General features: G+C 40.1%; 20 protein-coding genes. 10 read left to right on the top strand and 10 right to left on the bottom strand.

The window, feature by feature from the left end:
• Positions 1-290: 290 nt before the first annotated feature.
• The gene (locus ABXS75_03650) at positions 291-1763 is read right to left on the bottom strand and encodes an IS1182 family transposase (GenBank protein ID XCP85908.1); all 1473 of its coding nucleotides are present in this window, start codon (positions 1761-1763) and stop codon (positions 291-293) included.
• A gap of 200 nt (positions 1764-1963) precedes the next feature.
• Here ABXS75_03650 and ABXS75_03645 point away from each other — a divergent pair, with 200 nt between their 5' ends.
• The 3 genes from ABXS75_03645 (at position 1964) to ABXS75_03635 (ending at position 4979) form a co-directional block, all read left to right on the top strand.
• A complete protein-coding gene (locus tag ABXS75_03645; GenBank protein ID XCP85907.1) occupies positions 1964-3175 on the top strand; it encodes a hypothetical protein in 1212 nt (403 codons plus the stop codon).
• Positions 3136-3678 (top strand): transposase, encoded by a 543-nt coding sequence (locus tag ABXS75_03640; protein XCP87081.1) that lies wholly within the window; start codon positions 3136-3138, stop codon positions 3676-3678. Before ABXS75_03645 ends, ABXS75_03640 begins: the two co-directional genes overlap by 40 nt.
• Positions 3679-4106: 428 nt before the next feature.
• Positions 4107-4979: a MerR family transcriptional regulator gene (locus ABXS75_03635; protein XCP85906.1), complete on the top strand. Its 873-nt coding sequence runs from the start codon at positions 4107-4109 to the stop codon at positions 4977-4979.
• A gap of 365 nt (positions 4980-5344) precedes the next feature.
• On the opposite strand, the gene ABXS75_03630 is transcribed toward ABXS75_03635, so the two are convergent.
• The 3 genes from ABXS75_03630 to ABXS75_03620 all read right to left on the bottom strand — a co-directional run bounded on the left by ABXS75_03630 (position 5345) and on the right by ABXS75_03620 (position 7365).
• The gene (locus tag ABXS75_03630; GenBank protein ID XCP85905.1) at positions 5345-5668 is read right to left on the bottom strand and encodes a hypothetical protein; all 324 of its coding nucleotides are present in this window, start codon (positions 5666-5668) and stop codon (positions 5345-5347) included.
• 57 nt (positions 5669-5725) lie between these two features.
• The gene (locus ABXS75_03625; GenBank protein XCP85904.1) at positions 5726-6142 is read right to left on the bottom strand and encodes a YjdF family protein; all 417 of its coding nucleotides are present in this window, start codon (positions 6140-6142) and stop codon (positions 5726-5728) included.
• A gap of 494 nt (positions 6143-6636) precedes the next feature.
• Positions 6637-7365 carry a hypothetical protein gene (locus ABXS75_03620; GenBank protein ID XCP85903.1) on the bottom strand — a complete coding sequence of 243 codons (729 nt, stop codon included), beginning with the start codon at positions 7363-7365 and terminating at the stop codon, positions 6637-6639.
• 40 nt (positions 7366-7405) lie between these two features.
• Here ABXS75_03620 and ABXS75_03615 point away from each other — a divergent pair, with 40 nt between their 5' ends.
• From ABXS75_03615 to ABXS75_03600, 4 genes are all read left to right on the top strand, one after another.
• A complete protein-coding gene (locus ABXS75_03615; GenBank protein XCP85902.1) occupies positions 7406-8191 on the top strand; it encodes a DUF6431 domain-containing protein in 786 nt (261 codons plus the stop codon).
• Positions 8192-8280: 89 nt separating this feature from the next.
• Positions 8281-9549 (top strand): DDE-type integrase/transposase/recombinase, encoded by a 1269-nt coding sequence (locus ABXS75_03610; GenBank protein ID XCP85901.1) that lies wholly within the window; start codon positions 8281-8283, stop codon positions 9547-9549.
• A complete protein-coding gene (locus ABXS75_03605) occupies positions 9549-10355 on the top strand; it encodes an AAA family ATPase (protein XCP85900.1) in 807 nt (268 codons plus the stop codon). The genes ABXS75_03610 and ABXS75_03605 overlap by 1 nt, the downstream gene beginning before the upstream one ends.
• Positions 10356-10374: 19 nt before the next feature.
• On the top strand, positions 10375-10689 hold the full coding sequence (locus ABXS75_03600; GenBank protein ID XCP85899.1) for a DUF6618 family protein: 315 nt from the start codon (positions 10375-10377) through the stop codon (positions 10687-10689).
• Between the two features lie 171 nt (positions 10690-10860).
• Here ABXS75_03600 and ABXS75_03595 read toward each other — a convergent pair whose 3' ends face one another.
• The 5 genes from ABXS75_03595 to ABXS75_03575 form a co-directional block, all read right to left on the bottom strand.
• Positions 10861-11082: a hypothetical protein gene (locus ABXS75_03595; protein ID XCP85898.1), complete on the bottom strand. Its 222-nt coding sequence runs from the start codon at positions 11080-11082 to the stop codon at positions 10861-10863.
• A 395-nt stretch (positions 11083-11477) separates the two neighbouring features.
• Positions 11478-13448 carry a DUF262 domain-containing protein gene (locus tag ABXS75_03590; protein XCP85897.1) on the bottom strand — a complete coding sequence of 657 codons (1971 nt, stop codon included), beginning with the start codon at positions 13446-13448 and terminating at the stop codon, positions 11478-11480.
• 36 nt (positions 13449-13484) lie between these two features.
• Positions 13485-13784: a type II toxin-antitoxin system RelE/ParE family toxin gene (locus ABXS75_03585; protein XCP85896.1), complete on the bottom strand. Its 300-nt coding sequence runs from the start codon at positions 13782-13784 to the stop codon at positions 13485-13487.
• 3 nt (positions 13785-13787) lie between these two features.
• On the bottom strand, positions 13788-14036 hold the full coding sequence (locus tag ABXS75_03580) for a type II toxin-antitoxin system prevent-host-death family antitoxin (protein XCP85895.1): 249 nt from the start codon (positions 14034-14036) through the stop codon (positions 13788-13790).
• Between the two features lie 103 nt (positions 14037-14139).
• Positions 14140-14340, bottom strand: a complete 201-nt coding sequence (locus tag ABXS75_03575) for a hypothetical protein (protein XCP85894.1) — start codon at positions 14338-14340, stop codon at positions 14140-14142.
• Between the two features lie 19 nt (positions 14341-14359).
• Between ABXS75_03575 and ABXS75_03570 the strand changes: the two genes are divergently transcribed.
• From ABXS75_03570 to ABXS75_03560, 3 genes are all read left to right on the top strand, one after another.
• A complete protein-coding gene (locus ABXS75_03570; protein ID XCP85893.1) occupies positions 14360-14557 on the top strand; it encodes a hypothetical protein in 198 nt (65 codons plus the stop codon).
• A gap of 103 nt (positions 14558-14660) precedes the next feature.
• Positions 14661-15290 carry a DUF6088 family protein gene (locus tag ABXS75_03565; GenBank protein ID XCP85892.1) on the top strand — a complete coding sequence of 210 codons (630 nt, stop codon included), beginning with the start codon at positions 14661-14663 and terminating at the stop codon, positions 15288-15290.
• Entirely contained in the window at positions 15271-16185 is a 915-nt protein-coding gene (locus ABXS75_03560; protein ID XCP85891.1) for a nucleotidyl transferase AbiEii/AbiGii toxin family protein, read from the top strand. Before ABXS75_03565 ends, ABXS75_03560 begins: the two co-directional genes overlap by 20 nt.
• Positions 16186-16248: 63 nt before the next feature.
• Here ABXS75_03560 and ABXS75_03555 read toward each other — a convergent pair whose 3' ends face one another.
• Complete coding sequence (locus ABXS75_03555; protein ID XCP85890.1) at positions 16249-16623, bottom strand: hypothetical protein; 375 nt, start codon at positions 16621-16623, stop codon at positions 16249-16251.
• Positions 16624-16666: the final 43 nt, after the last annotated feature.

The following is a 16666-nucleotide window of genomic DNA, read 5'->3' as shown; positions in this document are numbered from 1 at the left end:
ACGATGGTAGAAATTGCAAAAGGTTCAAAAGCCAATGGAGCAAACTTGTTTCATAGATGTAGAATTAAGTCTTACATACCGAATTTACTTTTTCAATTCACGTAAAATTATATGCAGTAAAAATATATTCTCCACAGTTTTGCAGCAACATATGTTCGATTTTAGCTTGAATCCCCTATAAACAAAGGGCACTGAAAAACTTCCATTTTTTAAGTGGGAGTTTTTCTTTTATGACGATTTTTTGTGATTTTCAGTTCTTTTTCGATAAGATTACAGAATAATGCTATGGTTTAAGCCATAGCCAATTCCTGTAATCTTACTATCCTTTTTACATTTGCTGTAAATGCGGTAAAATACATTTGAACATGCATAGCAAATAACCCTCTTGAATCTGCTCTGCGCAAACCGTGGGCTTCTTTTAATTCTCCATTCTTTTCTTCTATCCTATGCCGGATTTTCATTCTCTCTTGGAAGTATTCACTTTCTTCAAATTTAAGCCTTTCCATGTTTTTCGCGCTTGCCTGCGTGATACTGTAACTCCGTTCTTTTGAGTTTGATTTTCCTACACGGCAGTTTTCTCTTTGCGGGCATTTCCGGCACTTAACTTTGCTAAATATATATCTTAAATAGGTGTTCCCGTTTTTGGCAGCTCTCTTTTCCACTCGCATGGAAAGCTCTCCGGCAGGACATTGCAGCAACCCTGCATCTTTATTGAAACAGAACCCCTCCGCAAGGTTTCCGTTTGCAGCCGCCGCTACAGCTGTATTCGTTCGGGCAATCAGTGCAATCTCTTTTCCGCATACTTCCAGATTATCATCACTGACATATGCCATATCTCCGATAACTTCTGTTACTTTTATTCCATTTTTCTGTGCTTTTTCTATCAGTTTCGGCAATTCCTGACCATCCGGTGCTCCTCCATCTGTTACACTTATCCCAGCAATCAGACGGCCTTCTGTCATTGCGAGATGATTCTTATACCCATAAAACGTACTGGTCGCCGTTTTGTGCCCAAACCGTGCATCTTTATCATCTTTGGAACGGATCTCTCTGATCTGTTCGTTCTCAAGCAGTTCTTTCATCTCTTTAGAGATTTTCTGTATCTTTTGATTTCCACAGGTTTCTATCCCTTCCTCCAGAACCTGGAGCAGTTCCTTCGTATAGGCGATCTCTTCGTCCAATCCTGCTTCCAAAGATGGTTTCTCTGGAAATCTCTCTGATAATTCAAAAGCATTTTTATAAATCTCTTTCCGAAGTTGTTTACTCATATCCCTCAGGATTTGTGTGGGGGATTTCGCTCGGACGGATGCAGTTGTGTGGGTAGAATCCACGATAATCGTTCCCGATTTGATTAGACCTTTGTCCAGAGCCTGCTGGATTGTTTCTTTCAGCATTTCCTCCAGAATATCTTCCGTGATGCGGGTCTTTCTGAATTTCGTCAGAAGACTGGGATCTATCATTTTTTCTTCTGGTTCCAGATCCAGAAAAAATTTATATGCCATGTCTGTCTGAGCACTGCTGATCAGGGTTTCATCGGACAGATCGTACAGCTTTTTCAGAAAAAGCAGTTTAAACATCATCTCCGGTTCTTTCGCCGGCCGCCCGAAATTTTCACAATACTGTTTACGGAGCATTGGATTTACAAAACTAAAATCTATATTTTCTTTAATTCTACGCAAAAGATGATTTGCTGGAATGATTGCATCATAAATCCCCTGATAGGGTGATAATGAAAGTTTCAACTGTGAATGGTCTTTCAACATGGCAGAACCTCCTTCCTCATGATTCTATTATAATGGATACATTAAAAAAGCCCAATTCTTTTTTAGAATCAGACTTTTTCAGTGCCCTTATAAACACAGGATTTCAAGCTTTTTTTATTTCTAGTTTTCGTCATATTTATATTGCGTTATGTCGCGTTTTATGGTATAATTAATATTATATTGACAGGAGTTTAAAATATATGCATCTTAAAAAAACACCCAATCCTAAAGGTCGTATCCGGCTTTCCATTGTAGATTCTTATTATGATAAAGAGAAAAAATATGCACGCCAAAAAACAATAGAATCTCTTGGCTGGCTGGACGAGTTAGAAAAGCAATACGATGACCCTATCGCTCACTTTACAAAAAGGGTCGAGCAATTAAAAGCTGAAAAAAAAGCTCGGCAAGCTCCAATCAACTTTACTTTCTTTGATTCCGACCGATTATGCGTCGGTGATGACTTCCGGAAAAACTTTGGATATGCCGCTTTAAGTAAAATCTATCATGAGCTTGGCATCCATACTTTCCTCATCAATCGGCAGCGCCACTCAAAAGAACAGTATGACGCCAATACGATCATGAAAATGCTTGTCTATTCCAGACTCCTTTTCCCAGCTTCCAAAAAATCTTCCTATGATAACCGGCACAGATTTTTTGAAAAGACTGACTACTCTCTCGATGATGTTTATCGTTGTCTGACATTATTGGACAAGCAAAAGGAAAATCTACAGTTCTGGCTCAATGACAGAATCAAAAAGAATTACGGCAGGGATACCAGCCTTATTTACTATGATGTCACCAACTATTACTTTGAGTCGGACAGGCAGGATGATTTCCTGCATAAAGGCGTTTCCAAAGAACATCGCCCCAACCCGATTATCCAGATGGGCCTTTTCATGGATCAAAATGGTATTCCCATCACTTATGAACTTTTTCCTGGGAATACCAATGACTGCCTTACCTACCGGCCAAACTTCGGGCGCATCAAAAAACAGTTTGATCTTGGACGGGTAATCTCTGTGGCAGATAAAGGAATGACTACCGGGGATAATATCTGGTACACCATAAATACTCCCACTCATGATGGCTACGTGTTCAGCATGTCCATCCGGGGAGCTGAAAAAAGTATAAAGGATTATGTTTTGGATGAAAATGGTTATGAATGGCTTGACAAAGAATATAAAAGAAAATCCAGAAGGTATCCGAGGACTATCCGGGTAACCTCTGTTACCGGGAAAAAACTCAACAAACAGGTAGATGAAAAACAAGTCGTATTCTGGAGCGCAAAATATGCAAAACGAGCAAAAGCCGAACGGGAAGCTGCACTGGCAAAAGCAAGAGAGCTTGCTGCAAATCCCGGCAACTACAAAAGATCCACTTCCTATGGAGCAGCAAAGTATATAAAAAAATAGATTTTGATAAAGAAACCGGGGAAATCCTTACTGCTTCTTCCATTCTGGATATCGATGAAGAAAAGCTCAGGGAAGAAGAAGCATTTGACGGTTATTACATGCTTCTGACCAGTGAGATGGAAACATCAGATGATGAGATAATAGACATATATCGAGGACTTTGGAGAATTGAAGAGTCCTTTAAAGTCACCAAAAGCGAACTGGAAGCCAGGCCTGTATATGTTTGGACAAAAGAACACATCGAAGCGCACTTTCTTACCTGCTTTGTTGCACTTACCATTGCCAGGATACTAGAAATGAAGCTAGAGAGAAAGTACAGCATTGGAACTATACTAGATGCGCTTTCAAAAGCGGAATGTAGTCTGCTCCAACAGAATTATTATCTGTTCGACTATTATGATGAAACACTTAAAGATATAGGCAAAGTGATGAACATTGATTTCAGCAAACGGATCCGTACACTTGGAGAAATAAAAAAAATTTTGGCGGATACAAAAAAATAGAAAAATCCCTATGAAAAAATGACAAAATGTCAAGGCCGCAAACCAGCATAAATACTGGACTTGCGGCCTTTTTTAGCTTATTTTTCCTGCAAAAGTCAGGATATATTACCTGCAACAAAAATGCAAGAAAATTTTCAAATCTATTTGCAGAAAAACGGGGGCTATCGTATATACGATGGTAGAAATTGCAAAAGGTTCAAAAGCCAATGGAGCAAACTTGTTTCATAGATGTAGAATTAAGTCTTACATACCGAATTTACTTTTTCAATTCACGTAAAATTATATGCAGTAAAAATATATTCTGAATAAACCAAAAAACTATTGACTCCAACGTAACGTGATACTGTATTCTATTCTCACAGAGGCAGAATAGATATTAGCCGGCAATTTCTATCTTGCTTCCCTACTAACTAAAGGAGCTGGTAAGAATGAGAACCATAAGCCAAGTTGCAGAATTAACAGGTATCAGTATACGCACGCTGCAATACTATGATGAAATCGGACTGCTAAAACCAAGTGAATTAACGCAGTCCGGCTATCGCTTATACAATGATGAAGCATTGCAGAAACTTCAACAAATTCTGTTTTTTAAGGAATTGGGTTTCAAACTAAATGATATTAGAGAAATTCTGCAAAAACCCAATTTTGACAGAATTGCTGCATTCAAAAAACAAAAAGAACTGCTTCTTCTAAAGCGCAATCGCATAGACAGACTCATACAGCTTCTTAGCCGCTTAGAGAAAGGAGAGCAATGTATGAGTTTTAAAGAATTTGATTTGTCGGATTATATTAATGCTTTAGAAGATTTTAAGTTCAATCAGACAGAAGAAGTTATCAAGCACTGGGGAAGCATTGAAAATTTTGACATGTTCATTCAAAAAATCAAGGACGATGAAGACCATGTGGCAAAACTCGCCATTCAAGAGTTCGGCAGCATCGAAAAATACACCGAAACTATGAAGCACAATTTGGAACATTTCTCTGAAACCATGGACAACTGGTATTCAAAAATCCCAGAGGAAATGAGAACCGAGGACAAGTTTCTTAAATTAGCTTCGCGCAAAGGGGAGGACGTCTCTTCGGACAGTATTCAAAACATGGTTAAAGAAATTATCTCTTGCGCCCACGGAAACGCTCCGGCTGAATTAGTCGGAGATGATAATAATTATTGCCAGATGATTATTGAAGTCTACTCTAATGATTATCTGAAAACTGTAACCGACACCAAGTACGGCGCAGGCAGTTGCGATTATATTGTAGAAGCCTTTCGCCATTACTTGTATGTGAAAGGAAATAAATAAGGCAGGTATCACGGGTATCACAAATTATTCTCTTTAAGTGCCCTATCTACATGGTGCTAGCACCATGTACTTCTTATGCCAACAGCAAAAATCTATAAATCCTGTTTTCTTCATTTGCCTGTCCTCATTACGGAATAGTCCTCCGCCTTGCGGCGAAGGACTATACTTTCGACCCAACCATTTATATACCGCATATCGGTCAGCGGTAAACTTACAACCCGACCACTTATATACCACATATCGGTCAGTGGTAAACTTTCTTTGTACCTGCATTCTAGCAATCGCAAAGGGAAAAATCAATAGGGCTTTCCATTAAATTTTTATGCAAAAGCACACAAATATATGCGTGTTCTACAACTGAACAATTACCGTCTTTTATTACCTGCGGCATTCATGCCTTGAGAAATTTGTTTTTTAACCTCTGGCATCTTCATCGCCCCAGAGATAAGCGTATTTATCATATCACCGCCTAATTGATTTTCAAATGGTTTTTGTTGTAATTCTAATTGATGTTTATGTTCCAACTCTAATTTATCAATTTCCAGTTTATGTTTTTCTTTTTCCTTTTCCAAATCTAACACATAAGTCTTTTCAAGTTTTTTAATATCTTCTTTGTTCTGCCTTCTCGCAACAGTATAGCTTGCAATCCCGGAAATTAAAGCACAGACTACTGATACTATGTATGGCAAAATTTTCCATGCGGAATCCCCTTCTTAAATACTTTTGTAGAAGCATAGGAGCAGGCGTTATCTGCCCCTATGCTTCTCTTTCCTTTTCTGCTGTTTCAGTTCAAACTGCCGCTGCCTCTCTGCTTCCCGCTGCTCTCGGCTCACAGTCTTGCGTTCAGTTTTCAACTGCTCCTGTTGTAATTTCAAAACCTGCTGCGATTTTGTGCCTATGCCAGTATTCTGTACCTGTTTTCGCACTTCTCGCTGTACCCGTTTCGGATTGCGACCAGCTTCCTTTACATCAGTTGCCACAGCCGGACTAAATTTCAGTCGATAGTAATTTTTCAGAACAAATTCGTATATCTCGTAATCTTTCGGTTCTGCTCCAAACGTAACCTTACATACAGATAGCTTCCCCTCCGATATGCGTTCAAAAACACCTATCCAAAATGGTTCCTCAAAAAATACTGTCAGTCTGCCCAATACTTTGTCCATGACAATTCCTCCTTAAATGATTGTACTGAACAAAGAACGGACGACCCAAGGAGGGAGGGCTACTTACACCAAAGTGGTGCGGCCGGACTACCTACCGGCTCTATAAGAGATATTATCCCTTACGTTGTGTTTTTATCTCTGTTCTTTGATTTTAACATACTATCGTCAAATTTACCACAAGAAAGAAGGAGTATAGCCGCCGCCACACACAAAGAGCCGGAAAGTCCGCTGTTTATGCGGCTTCCCGGCTCTCTGTTTACTATTCGAACTCGCAAATTCGAAATTGGTTCTATACAGTTTTGTATAGGTGGTTTGTTTCTATTTGGTTTTATTTTTGTCCAACTGTCCAAGCCCTATGGGCTGTACCGAATGATGTTATCAATTTGTTATCAGATTTCTGTTATCAATCAATAATTCTCGTAACATTCTAATACCGCTTGATTACACGATATAACTCTGTATGTCAATACTATATCCACTTTTAATATTGACCTCTATAAATATATAGCAATAGGAATGATTAATAATGCTGGTCCCTGTACAGTAGTTTCTAGTTCTCCAATATTCATTTCCTGACTGCTATCAGCATTAAACCCAGATAACATTTCCTCAAGTAAGCTCTCTTTAAAAATACTTAAACTTGTATTCCTAAGTAAATCAATTTTTTCGTTTTGATCACATACTTTAGCAACCTTTCCCAATACCTTAAATTTCCCATCTACAATTTCACTGCTATTCCCATTAAAAAAATAATCCATGTATACAGGCAAAACTGCTTTACACTTTTCTATCCCTTCTATCTCACAAATCATATCCACCATTCCGTTTGCCTTAAGACTATTTGTAAATGCCTCCATTTGTATAATGGTTTTTTTATCTTCGAAATTCTTTTGCTTCGCTTTCCTACCAGTTCCGTCATTTTGCATTACGTTAGCTAATTCCAGTAAACGAGTCATATTTTCCATTATCGTAATCAATGGATTTATTTTTAAAATCCCAGATATCTCAATAAACTCTCCTGGATGTACATCATATATTTTTCCATTGATATGTTTTACCATCTTTTCTTTAAACAACTGCGCTTTCAGGTTATTAAACAATGATGATGGTGTATGAATTTTTTCTTGTTCTTGCTCCTTACTATGTTCTTTATTATATTCTGAGCCAACTTTTCCTTTTAATTTAACTGTCAGCCAGCAAATTAAAGTTCCTGTCTCCTGCACAAATACAGCAAATTAAAATCTCAACATTTAATTATTATCTATGTCAGCGTGCAGTAAAAAACAGCACACTTTTATCTTGACCATCCTGCTCTATTCCAGTATAGTTTTTATGGAACAAAAAAGAGAAAGAACAGCCCCTCCTACAGTTCGTTCTTTCTCTCATACACCAGCATACCTGCCATATACGGGATCATGTCCCACTCATGAGGCTTTGGCATCACTGACATTTATTATGATAAGAAATAATTCCCTGTTTTGCAAGTTAATTCGTATAAAATCTTCATCAAAAAAGCTTTTTGACTCCTTCATGGACGGTTTCCGGCCTGAACTACAGACCTGCCCCTGTTGTGGGGCAAAGGGAGCTTGTTCCGTCCATGCCTATTATGAACGTTCCCTGGCTGATTTCGTTGGTGGAAAGCCTGTCTGGCACAGCCTCTGTATCCTGCGCCTTGTCTGTTCCTGCGGCCATACCCATGCCATCCTTCCGGATTTCATCATCCCTTATTCCTCCTACGGCCTTTTCTTTATCCTCCGTGTCCTGGCGGAATATTTCCTTCGGCTTGCTTCCGTAGAAAAAATCTGCGCACGCTTCTGTATTAACCAAAACCAGCTCTACCATTGGCTTTCCCTGTTCAAAAAGCAGAAGGAAGAGTGGCTGGGCCTTCTCTCTTCCAGGGAGTCCTCCGGCCTCTCTTTCCTGAAAGGCCTTTTTCGGATGCCCGCTTATTCCGGCTTTGCATCCGGTTTTGTCCGCCGCTTCTCTGTCTCCTTCCTCCAGTCCCACAGAAATCCGGCGGCTTACTGCCAACAGCAGTTCGGCCCCTGAACCGTTTCCCAGACACCACATAACACAGGGATGGTCTCCAGGCTGTTCTTCCTATATGCTGATAGAAAACAGTAAAGGAGGATTTTTTTATGCATTACAACACCAAAAACTTTTCAGACGCATCTGCTATGGCACAGTTCCGGCTCGCACTCATTGCACCGGTCATCCATGGCCTTTATCCGGATGCGTCCAGAAACGCCTATTACCAGCGGGTAACGGAAAAACCCCTCACCCTGCCTGACGGCTCTGTATTCCAGTACAGCCCCAAGACCCTCAGCAAGTGGGCCTCTCTTTACCAGAATGGCGGCATTGACGCGCTCATGCCCCGGGAACGTTCCGACAAAGGCTCCACACGCGCCTTGCCGGACACGGCCATTGAAGAGATCTACCGGCTGAAAGAGGCTTTCCCACGCTTAAACGCAACCCAGATCCACCGCCATCTTGTGGAGGAAGCTTTTATCCCCGCCTCTGTCAGCGTCTGCGCCGTCCAGCGCTTCGTGAAAAAGCATGACCTGAAGTCGGCGCGCAATCCATCTATGAGGGACAGGAAAGCTTTTGAGGAAGATGCCTTTGGGAAAATGTGGCAGGCGGATACCTGTTACCTCCCTTATATCACGGAAGGCGGGCAGCGCAGGAGGGTTTACTGCATTATGATCATTGATGACCACTCGCGTTTCCTGGTGGGCGGCGGCCTTTTTTATAACGATAACGCCTATAACTTCCAGAAAGTTTTAAAAAACGCAGTTGCCTCCCACGGCATTCCGGCGAAACTCTATGTCGACAATGGCTGCAGCTACTCAAATGAACAGCTCTCCCTGATCTGCGGCTCCATCGGCACGGTCCTCCTTCATACAAAAGTGCGGGACGGCGCCAGCAAGGCCAAGATCGAACGCCAGTTCAGGACATTCAAGGAGACCTGGCTTTATACGCTGGACATGGATTCCATCACGTCCCTGGCACAGTTCAATTCCCTCCTGCGGGACTATATCCGCACCTACAATACTTCCATGCATTCCGGCATCGGCTGTACCCCCATGGAACGTTACCAGAAGACGCGCTGTGCCATACAGATGCCAAAGTCCAGGGAATGGCTGGAGGAATGTTTCTTAAACCGCATCAACAGGAAGGTGAATAAGGATTCCACTGTCTCCATCGACAAGGTCTCCTATGACGTCCCCATGCAGTTCATCTCATCCAAAGTTGAGATCCGCTTCCTTCCCGACGATATGTCCTCTGCCTACATCCTTTATGAGGGGGAGCATTATCCCATCCGGCCGACAGATAAAAATGAAAACTGCAGGACAAAACGTAACAACACCCCTTCTATTGATTATTCAAAGATAGGAGGTGCCTGCTGATGTTCCGCACTTACTATGGGCTGGCCTTCAACCCTTTTGACAAACAGATGGCCTCTGAGAAGGACCGTTTCCTCTCGAAAGACATCTCGGAGATGCTCTCACGGCTGGACTACCTCAAGGATACCAGGGGCATCGGGCTGTTCACCGCACGCCCCGGCATGGGCAAGTCCTTCGCACTGCGCTGTTTTGCCAAAAGCCTGAACCCGAATCTTTACCACATGGAGTATCTCTGCCTCTCTACCGTCAGTGTCATGGAGTTCTACCGCCAGTTCTGTTCTACGCTTGGTATAGAACCCAAAGGCGGCAAACCCGGCATGTTCCGGGCGATCCAGGAGCAGGTCCTCTATCTCTACCGTGAAAAGAAGCAGCCCCTCCTCCTTGCCATCGATGAGGCACAGTATCTCTCTACCGGCATTCTGGAGGATATCAAGATGCTCATGAATTACGGCTATGATTCCCTCAACTGCTTTACTCTCATACTCTGTGGGGAGCCCCATCTGAACAATACGCTCAAAAAGCCCGTCCATGAGGCACTGCGGCAGCGTGTTACCGTCCACTATAACTTCTCCGGGCTCTCCGATTCGGAAGTCGGGCAGTATGTCCTCCACAAGATCGCCTGTGCTGGCGGAGCTTCCTCCATTATTGACCATGCAGCCCTGTGTGCTGTCCACAGCCACTCCCAGGGCAGTCCCAGGCTTGTTGATAACCTGATGACCAACGCGCTGACACTTGGGGCACAGATGGAAAAGAAGGTCATTGATACAGAGGTCATCCTGGCTTCCGTCAGCAGCCAGAACCTCGGCTAAGGAAGGAGGGGTACTGTTTATGGAATACACCTGTATTCTCAGGCACGGTTCACGGAAAGAATGCTGGACTGGAAAACTTACGCTGCTGCGGAAACTTCCCGGCCAGTACGAAGCAGAAATCAGCGGGAGAGGGACTTACTTCCACATCCTTGCCGGGCGGCATAAATATGGGAATTACCTGTGCATCCCCAACCATGATATCGGGTGCGAATTATCTGATTTCTCCGATATCTTCTGGAACGAAGAAAGGCTCCGCAGTCTGATGCGGAAGGTAGACGCAGTAACCGTGGCCACCGCCCTGGTGTATCTGCCTGCCCTGGCTGATAATATTTGAAAGATTACGAATTTTACATGGGCTGTGGATCCCACAATGGATTCCACAGCTCTTTGTATTTCAGAGCAGTCTCCCTGTTGCCAACAGCGTGCCGCGTTTTTGATAGAAGAATGCATTTGCAGGTTGCACTGCGCAGTCAACGGGATAAAAATCAGAAAAATAATTCGCCGTTTATGTCTCCTTCAATTTGCCGTCCAACAATTTAACCCCCAGCAATGCAAAAATATTTTTGTTCCCCAAATCAGCCTCTACTGTTCCACTAAGACTCCCGTCTGTAGCAGATGCTGTTTTTAACTTAGTTACCTGAGTAAATCCATCATTAATAGACGCCAATAAATCAAATACGATTTTCTGATTTAAATATAAAGGAACTTCAAGACTATGTTTATTCAATTATATCCTCTCCTTGTTTTCATCTCAACCCTATAAACTTATCGTCATTAAAATGTATCATACAATCCCTTTTTTATTCGTTGCCATCATCTACATATCCTTCATATATAACTTTTATTTCTTCATCATTCCCTCCACTACTTCGCAAATAATTTTCTAAAACTCCAATAACAAAATCAAATACATTTTCTGATGGAGGAACTATATCGTGTATATGTTTGAACTCTAAATCCGAAATTATTAATTTTCCAAAACATATAATCATTCAACGCAAAATTTGAAATTAGTCTATACAGTTTTGTATAAATGTTTTGGTTCTATTTGGATTTATTCTTTTCCAACTGTCCGAGCCCTATGGGCTGTATCGAATGGTATTATTAATTTATTATCACTCGTTATGAATTTACCACCGCAACATCCCATTCATCTTGAGACAATTCCATTATGTTAACAAGTTGCTTACAGAAATTGTATATATGAACAGCAGTCAAACCTGCCTCATAATAATATCCATTTGAAAGTTCTTTAGGACGCCTAAACAAGTCTGCTCGCCTCCCCAAAAGTGATGGATAATCATTTTCTATTAATTCCAATTTATCCGGTGCAAGATCAGAAACCACCTGCAATGTATAGAATAGTACATCAGTCCACGAATTCACATTAAATTCCTGTCCCAGAACAATCAACAAATAAGGTTTTGTTCCTGTAACACTTTCAAGGTCATGCCCACTTACTGTTTCTCCGAAATATGGATATATCTTTAAAACCTTACTTGCCAGTATACCCGCACGTTTTTTTATTTCATAATCTGTCCATTTTTCAGTATTTATAAAATATTTATTCATCTCTAAATGAGATTCTTTATATATTTCACATTTTCTTTTGAAGCTTCCGTTAGAAAGCTCAGAATTATATGCAGTTAGTGTTAAATTTCCTAAAGTGTCCAAATATAGATCATAAGCTTGTTCACAATCATCTCCTAAATGGATTTTCCATTCATCTGTAAGTGACTGTGGCATAATATGCTCTATAGTTAATTCATCTAAAACACTCATTTCTTTATGGGCATATGATTGTTCTATTCTATCTAAAATAATCTTTGTTTTCTTTATCCTGTCACCTTTTCCATACAACTTTGCAGTTTTAAGATTTTCTCTGAAATCATAATCTTTCGGATAATTTTTTGTCTGCAAAACAGATTTTAACTTATCAGAATAAGACCCCTCCTCTACTTTCTTCATCTGAATAAATACTTGTGGAAATACTTTATTTAATTGATTTGTCGGAACTCCACATACAAATCTGCGAATTATGTAGTTTTCAATCACACACAGCATTTCTCCAAATTCATCTGTAGTTATAGTTCCCTCCGAATACAAATTATATAAATTTAACAACAATGGATATGAGGTTGAAATATCCAATCTTTTTAATATAAACAATTCTTTACATATTATTTCATTTTCCTCTTTCTCAGGATTTAAAAAAATACTATAGAATTTAGAATACTTCTCTAGCTCTTTTAAACATTCTTCTACTCCGATTCGGTCAATTCGATCCTTTAAAACATTATATACATCTCCTGTGTTTATATAGTCTCCATTCATGGTTAAATAATGTCTTACAAACTCAGGCACAGCTTCACCAAGCCTATCTTGCATGGGCTTCCAAATATCATTATATATATCTTCTTGATGATCCACATGAATATTCATAAAAACATAGTTTCTTATTAAATCAGCAACTGATAATGGTTTTCCTTTATGATTTAAGCTTTCAAAAACTAAATAGGGGTTGTCTGTTGCATCTAAAACGATACTAACAATAGATAGTTTTGTTGTGATTATCGTTTTCATTTTATCTAAATCTACATTTATAGATAGCTTCCTTTTAAAAAACATATACGAGTCCCACATTCCATGTTCAATTTTCTCTTGTGGTGCATCGATTATTCTTTTAAAAGTATTTCTGTCAACCTGTGTAGGTAATAATTTATAATAATCATTACCTCGTTTATATGGATTAACCAAATAAATATTCTTTATTTCTTCATATTTCTCTTGTTCTCCACGCTCTTTATATAAGTCTTTAATTGCCATTAATATCAAATATACAGTTGTAATTCTTTGTTGTCCATCAATCAACAAAAACTTTGCCACACCTTCTGGTACAGATTTGGCAGGAATTGTAACTACAGACCCCATAAAATGTTGTCTGGGGTTTTCTGATTCATATAATTCCTTCAAATCATCCCATAATGTTACCCATTCTTTCTTATTCCAACTATATGAACGCTGAAATAAAGGAACTACATATTGCTTTACACCCTCAAAAATTGGTTGAAAAATTGTTGATGAAACATCCATATCCTTTCTCCTTTGTGTATCCAGTTAACGTTAATTCTACGTAAAAATTCTTGTAATATCCTGATACCGATTCACCACTCGGTAAATTTCCACATACTCTTTTCCCACTTTATAAATAATAACATAATCTTTCCAGACTGCATATTTATAATCTGTCCTGAAGCTAACTCTTTTAGAAAGATCCGTACCTATTCCCGGAAACATCTGAATATTTTCAAATTTGCCGTAAATCTCGTTAATCGTCTTTGTCGCATACTCTTCGTTATCTTCAGCGATATAATCCCGTATCCCTTTTAAATCTACTGCAACTAATGGGGTAATCCGTAATTTCAGCATATTTTATTCCCCCACAAGTGCTTTTAATTCATCCAAGCTGAGCCAGCCTTCCCCATCTTTTACTGCTTCTTCCGCTTCTTGCAGTTTCATCAGAAGTTTTTTCTCTTCTCGATCACGTTCATAATCTTCTATATCAAGCACTACAAAACGCCCTCTGCCATTTTTTGTCAAAAACACCGGCTCTCCTGTCCGGCAATTCTTTAAAACTTCATTATAATTTCTCAAATCAGATACCGGTAAAATATTTGCCATATACACCAATCTCCTTTCCAGTCTACTACTTTTCCTCTACGTTTATTATATGCAGAAAAGCTGTAAAATTCAACTTAAAATTTTACAGCTTTTGTTTGTCTAATTATTCTTCAGTTTCCTCTACACTCTCTGTCATCTCTACGTCTTCAACATCAATAATAATCTCATTTTCTTCATCCGTAGCCTTATGATCTGGATTACTCAGCAAAGTATCTTGTAAAGATGCTTTCAATTTATCACAGCATGGTTTGAATGACACATAGGTCAAACCACCTCCAATAACTCCACCAACTACTGGTTCCAACGACTATGAAAGGAGTCTTATGCCAAAACCATTATTTTCAAAGCTGATTGTCCAGGCGGCAATCGGCTTATTTTATGTCCTTTTTGGGTGCATCTACGGCATCCATGCAAATGACAGGATGTTCCTGATTCTCAGCATCCTGATCGGGATATGCTGTATCGTGCGTACCATCAGTTTTTATCACCTGATCCATTCCAGATCCTATCATGCTTCCTGATAAAGAATATTTCCAGATACTCTGTCCATAATATAAATGACATATTTATTGACTTCTTAGGTATAAATATAGTATTATGGGGGTGAAAGGAGTGGATGAATCTATGCTAAAAGAATATCTGGAAAAGACATACGGGTATAATGAACCTATTTTTATCAGCGACCTTCAGTTTGATAATATGAATGACAATTCCCTGCGTCAGTATTTTAAGCGCATGGTAAAATCCGGTGATCTGGTACGGTTTGATACAGGAATTTACTACCTTCCCAAAACATCCCGGTTGCTAAGCAAAACCTATATGGATCCTTTAAAAGTCATTATCCGCAAATATATAAAAAATGATTCCTCTACTTTCGGATACTTCTCTGGCGCTTTTTTTGCCAACCAGATTGGGCTGACCACCCAGATGCCTGCAGTAATGGAAATTGTGACAAATAAAGAATCTACAAAAGGCCGTATCGTTACTGTTGGCGGACAGTCCATTCGCCTGAAACGCCCTGCAGTCACTGTGACGCAGGAAAATGCGGAACTTTTGCAAGTAATTGATGCCATTGGACAAATGGACCGATATGCAGAGTTAGAAAAAGAGGATGCCCTGGCTCTTTACAAAAACTATATCCGTGAAAAGGGTTTTTCCCAAACACAGCTAACTGAGATCATGCCAGCGATTACTGGAAATACCGCTAAGAAACTCATCGAAGGAGGATTGATTTATGAATTTACATCAGGATAAAGAAGCCTTCGGAGAATTGGTTACTGCCACTTCCTTAGAGCTACATATACCACCAAATATTGTAGAAAAAGATTATTATGTGACACTTGCCTTACGTGAGCTTTCTGCACGTATTGAGGGAATGGTATTTAAGGGAGGAACCTCCCTGACCAAATGCTACCAGATCCTTGACCGTTTCTCTGAAGATATAGATATCTCCTACGCTGCTTCGGAAGGCATCCCCGGTGAAAGTAAAAAACGCCAGCTCAAAAAAGCCATTATTGCCTCTATGGATACTCTGAGCCTTCCAATTACCAATTTGGAGCAAACCCGGAGCCGCCGCAATTACAACTGCTATCGTGCTGCATATCCGTCAGTTTATGCACCGGTATTGGAAATCAAGACAGAACTGGTTATTGAAACCTATATTGCCTTGCTTCCATTTCCAACAACCGTACGCATGACCGACAATTATATCTATCGCTTCTTACGGCAGTCGAATCAGATACACTTAGCTGAAGAATTTAATCTGATGCCGTTTGAAATTACCGTACAGGCTATCGAACGTACACTGGTCGATAAAGTATTTGCTCTTTGCGACTACTATATGGCAGGAAATACAGACCGCCATTCCAGACACCTTTATGATATACATAAAATTCTGGAGAATACTATCCTTCCAGAATCCTTTGCATCCCTGATCAGTGAAGTCCGTGCATTACGTGCGCAGCTTCCAATCTGCCCATCTGCGGCAGACGGAATCAATATAAACTGCATTCTGAGAGAAATCATCAGCAAAAGCGTTTATAAGCAGGACTATAAACAAATCACAGAAAATCTGCTTTTTTCACCAGTCTCCTATGAAACTGCAATATCCAGTCTTCAGTATTTAGTTGATGGACACTATTTTGAATAAAAAACGGAGTCATGGTTATTCCCATTCCGTGGAATCCATGACTCTTTTCTCTTTAAACACTCATTACCAATTTACCCTGTACTGTTCATACTGCATGATATAATCTTCCTTAAGTGATGCCATCTCTTTTCTTCGTTCTTCCGGAAGGATTTTAAGTATCTCCTCATCGTCCATATCCGTATCCCCATACCGTTCTTTCATATCAAACAGGTAAATCTTTTCCCAGGTCTCCAGAAGATAATCAAAAAGCTCCGGAGCTTTTGTAAAATGCACGATCCGGTCAAAGCCTCTCCCTTCACCGTACCACTCCAGCACTTCACATCCAAATGGGTACGCATCGACTACGCAAAAGTCCCTGCCGCCTTCCGATAATTTCCTGAAGATTTCTTTTACCTGCAGACAGTGTTCCATCTCTGTTTTTGTAATATATTCTTTCATGTTCACACCTCCTGCAGATAATCGGTAGTGTCAAAAACTACCT

The organism is Roseburia hominis (genome assembly GCA_040702975.1).
Classification (GTDB): domain Bacteria; phylum Bacillota; class Clostridia; order Lachnospirales; family Lachnospiraceae; genus Allocoprococcus; species Allocoprococcus hominis_A.
Note: the sequence above shows the minus strand (reverse complement) of the source record. Positions and strands in the feature narration are given on the sequence as shown.

Coding starts and splice junctions, on each gene's coding strand:
- ABXS75_03650 (XCP85908.1), bottom strand. CDS start 1,763: ATGTTGAAAGACCATTCACAGTTGAAACTTTCATTATCACCCTATCAG.
- ABXS75_03645 (XCP85907.1), top strand. CDS start 1,964: ATGCATCTTAAAAAAACACCCAATCCTAAAGGTCGTATCCGGCTTTCC.
- ABXS75_03635 (XCP85906.1), top strand. CDS start 4,107: ATGAGAACCATAAGCCAAGTTGCAGAATTAACAGGTATCAGTATACGC.
- ABXS75_03625 (XCP85904.1), bottom strand. CDS start 6,142: ATGGACAAAGTATTGGGCAGACTGACAGTATTTTTTGAGGAACCATTT.
- ABXS75_03615 (XCP85902.1), top strand. CDS start 7,406: ATGTCAGCGTGCAGTAAAAAACAGCACACTTTTATCTTGACCATCCTG.
- ABXS75_03610 (XCP85901.1), top strand. CDS start 8,281: ATGCATTACAACACCAAAAACTTTTCAGACGCATCTGCTATGGCACAG.
- ABXS75_03605 (XCP85900.1), top strand. CDS start 9,549: ATGTTCCGCACTTACTATGGGCTGGCCTTCAACCCTTTTGACAAACAG.
- ABXS75_03600 (XCP85899.1), top strand. CDS start 10,375: ATGGAATACACCTGTATTCTCAGGCACGGTTCACGGAAAGAATGCTGG.
- ABXS75_03590 (XCP85897.1), bottom strand. CDS start 13,448: ATGGATGTTTCATCAACAATTTTTCAACCAATTTTTGAGGGTGTAAAG.
- ABXS75_03585 (XCP85896.1), bottom strand. CDS start 13,784: ATGCTGAAATTACGGATTACCCCATTAGTTGCAGTAGATTTAAAAGGG.
- ABXS75_03580 (XCP85895.1), bottom strand. CDS start 14,036: ATGGCAAATATTTTACCGGTATCTGATTTGAGAAATTATAATGAAGTT.
- ABXS75_03570 (XCP85893.1), top strand. CDS start 14,360: ATGCCAAAACCATTATTTTCAAAGCTGATTGTCCAGGCGGCAATCGGC.
- ABXS75_03565 (XCP85892.1), top strand. CDS start 14,661: ATGCTAAAAGAATATCTGGAAAAGACATACGGGTATAATGAACCTATT.
- ABXS75_03560 (XCP85891.1), top strand. CDS start 15,271: ATGAATTTACATCAGGATAAAGAAGCCTTCGGAGAATTGGTTACTGCC.
- ABXS75_03555 (XCP85890.1), bottom strand. CDS start 16,623: ATGAAAGAATATATTACAAAAACAGAGATGGAACACTGTCTGCAGGTA.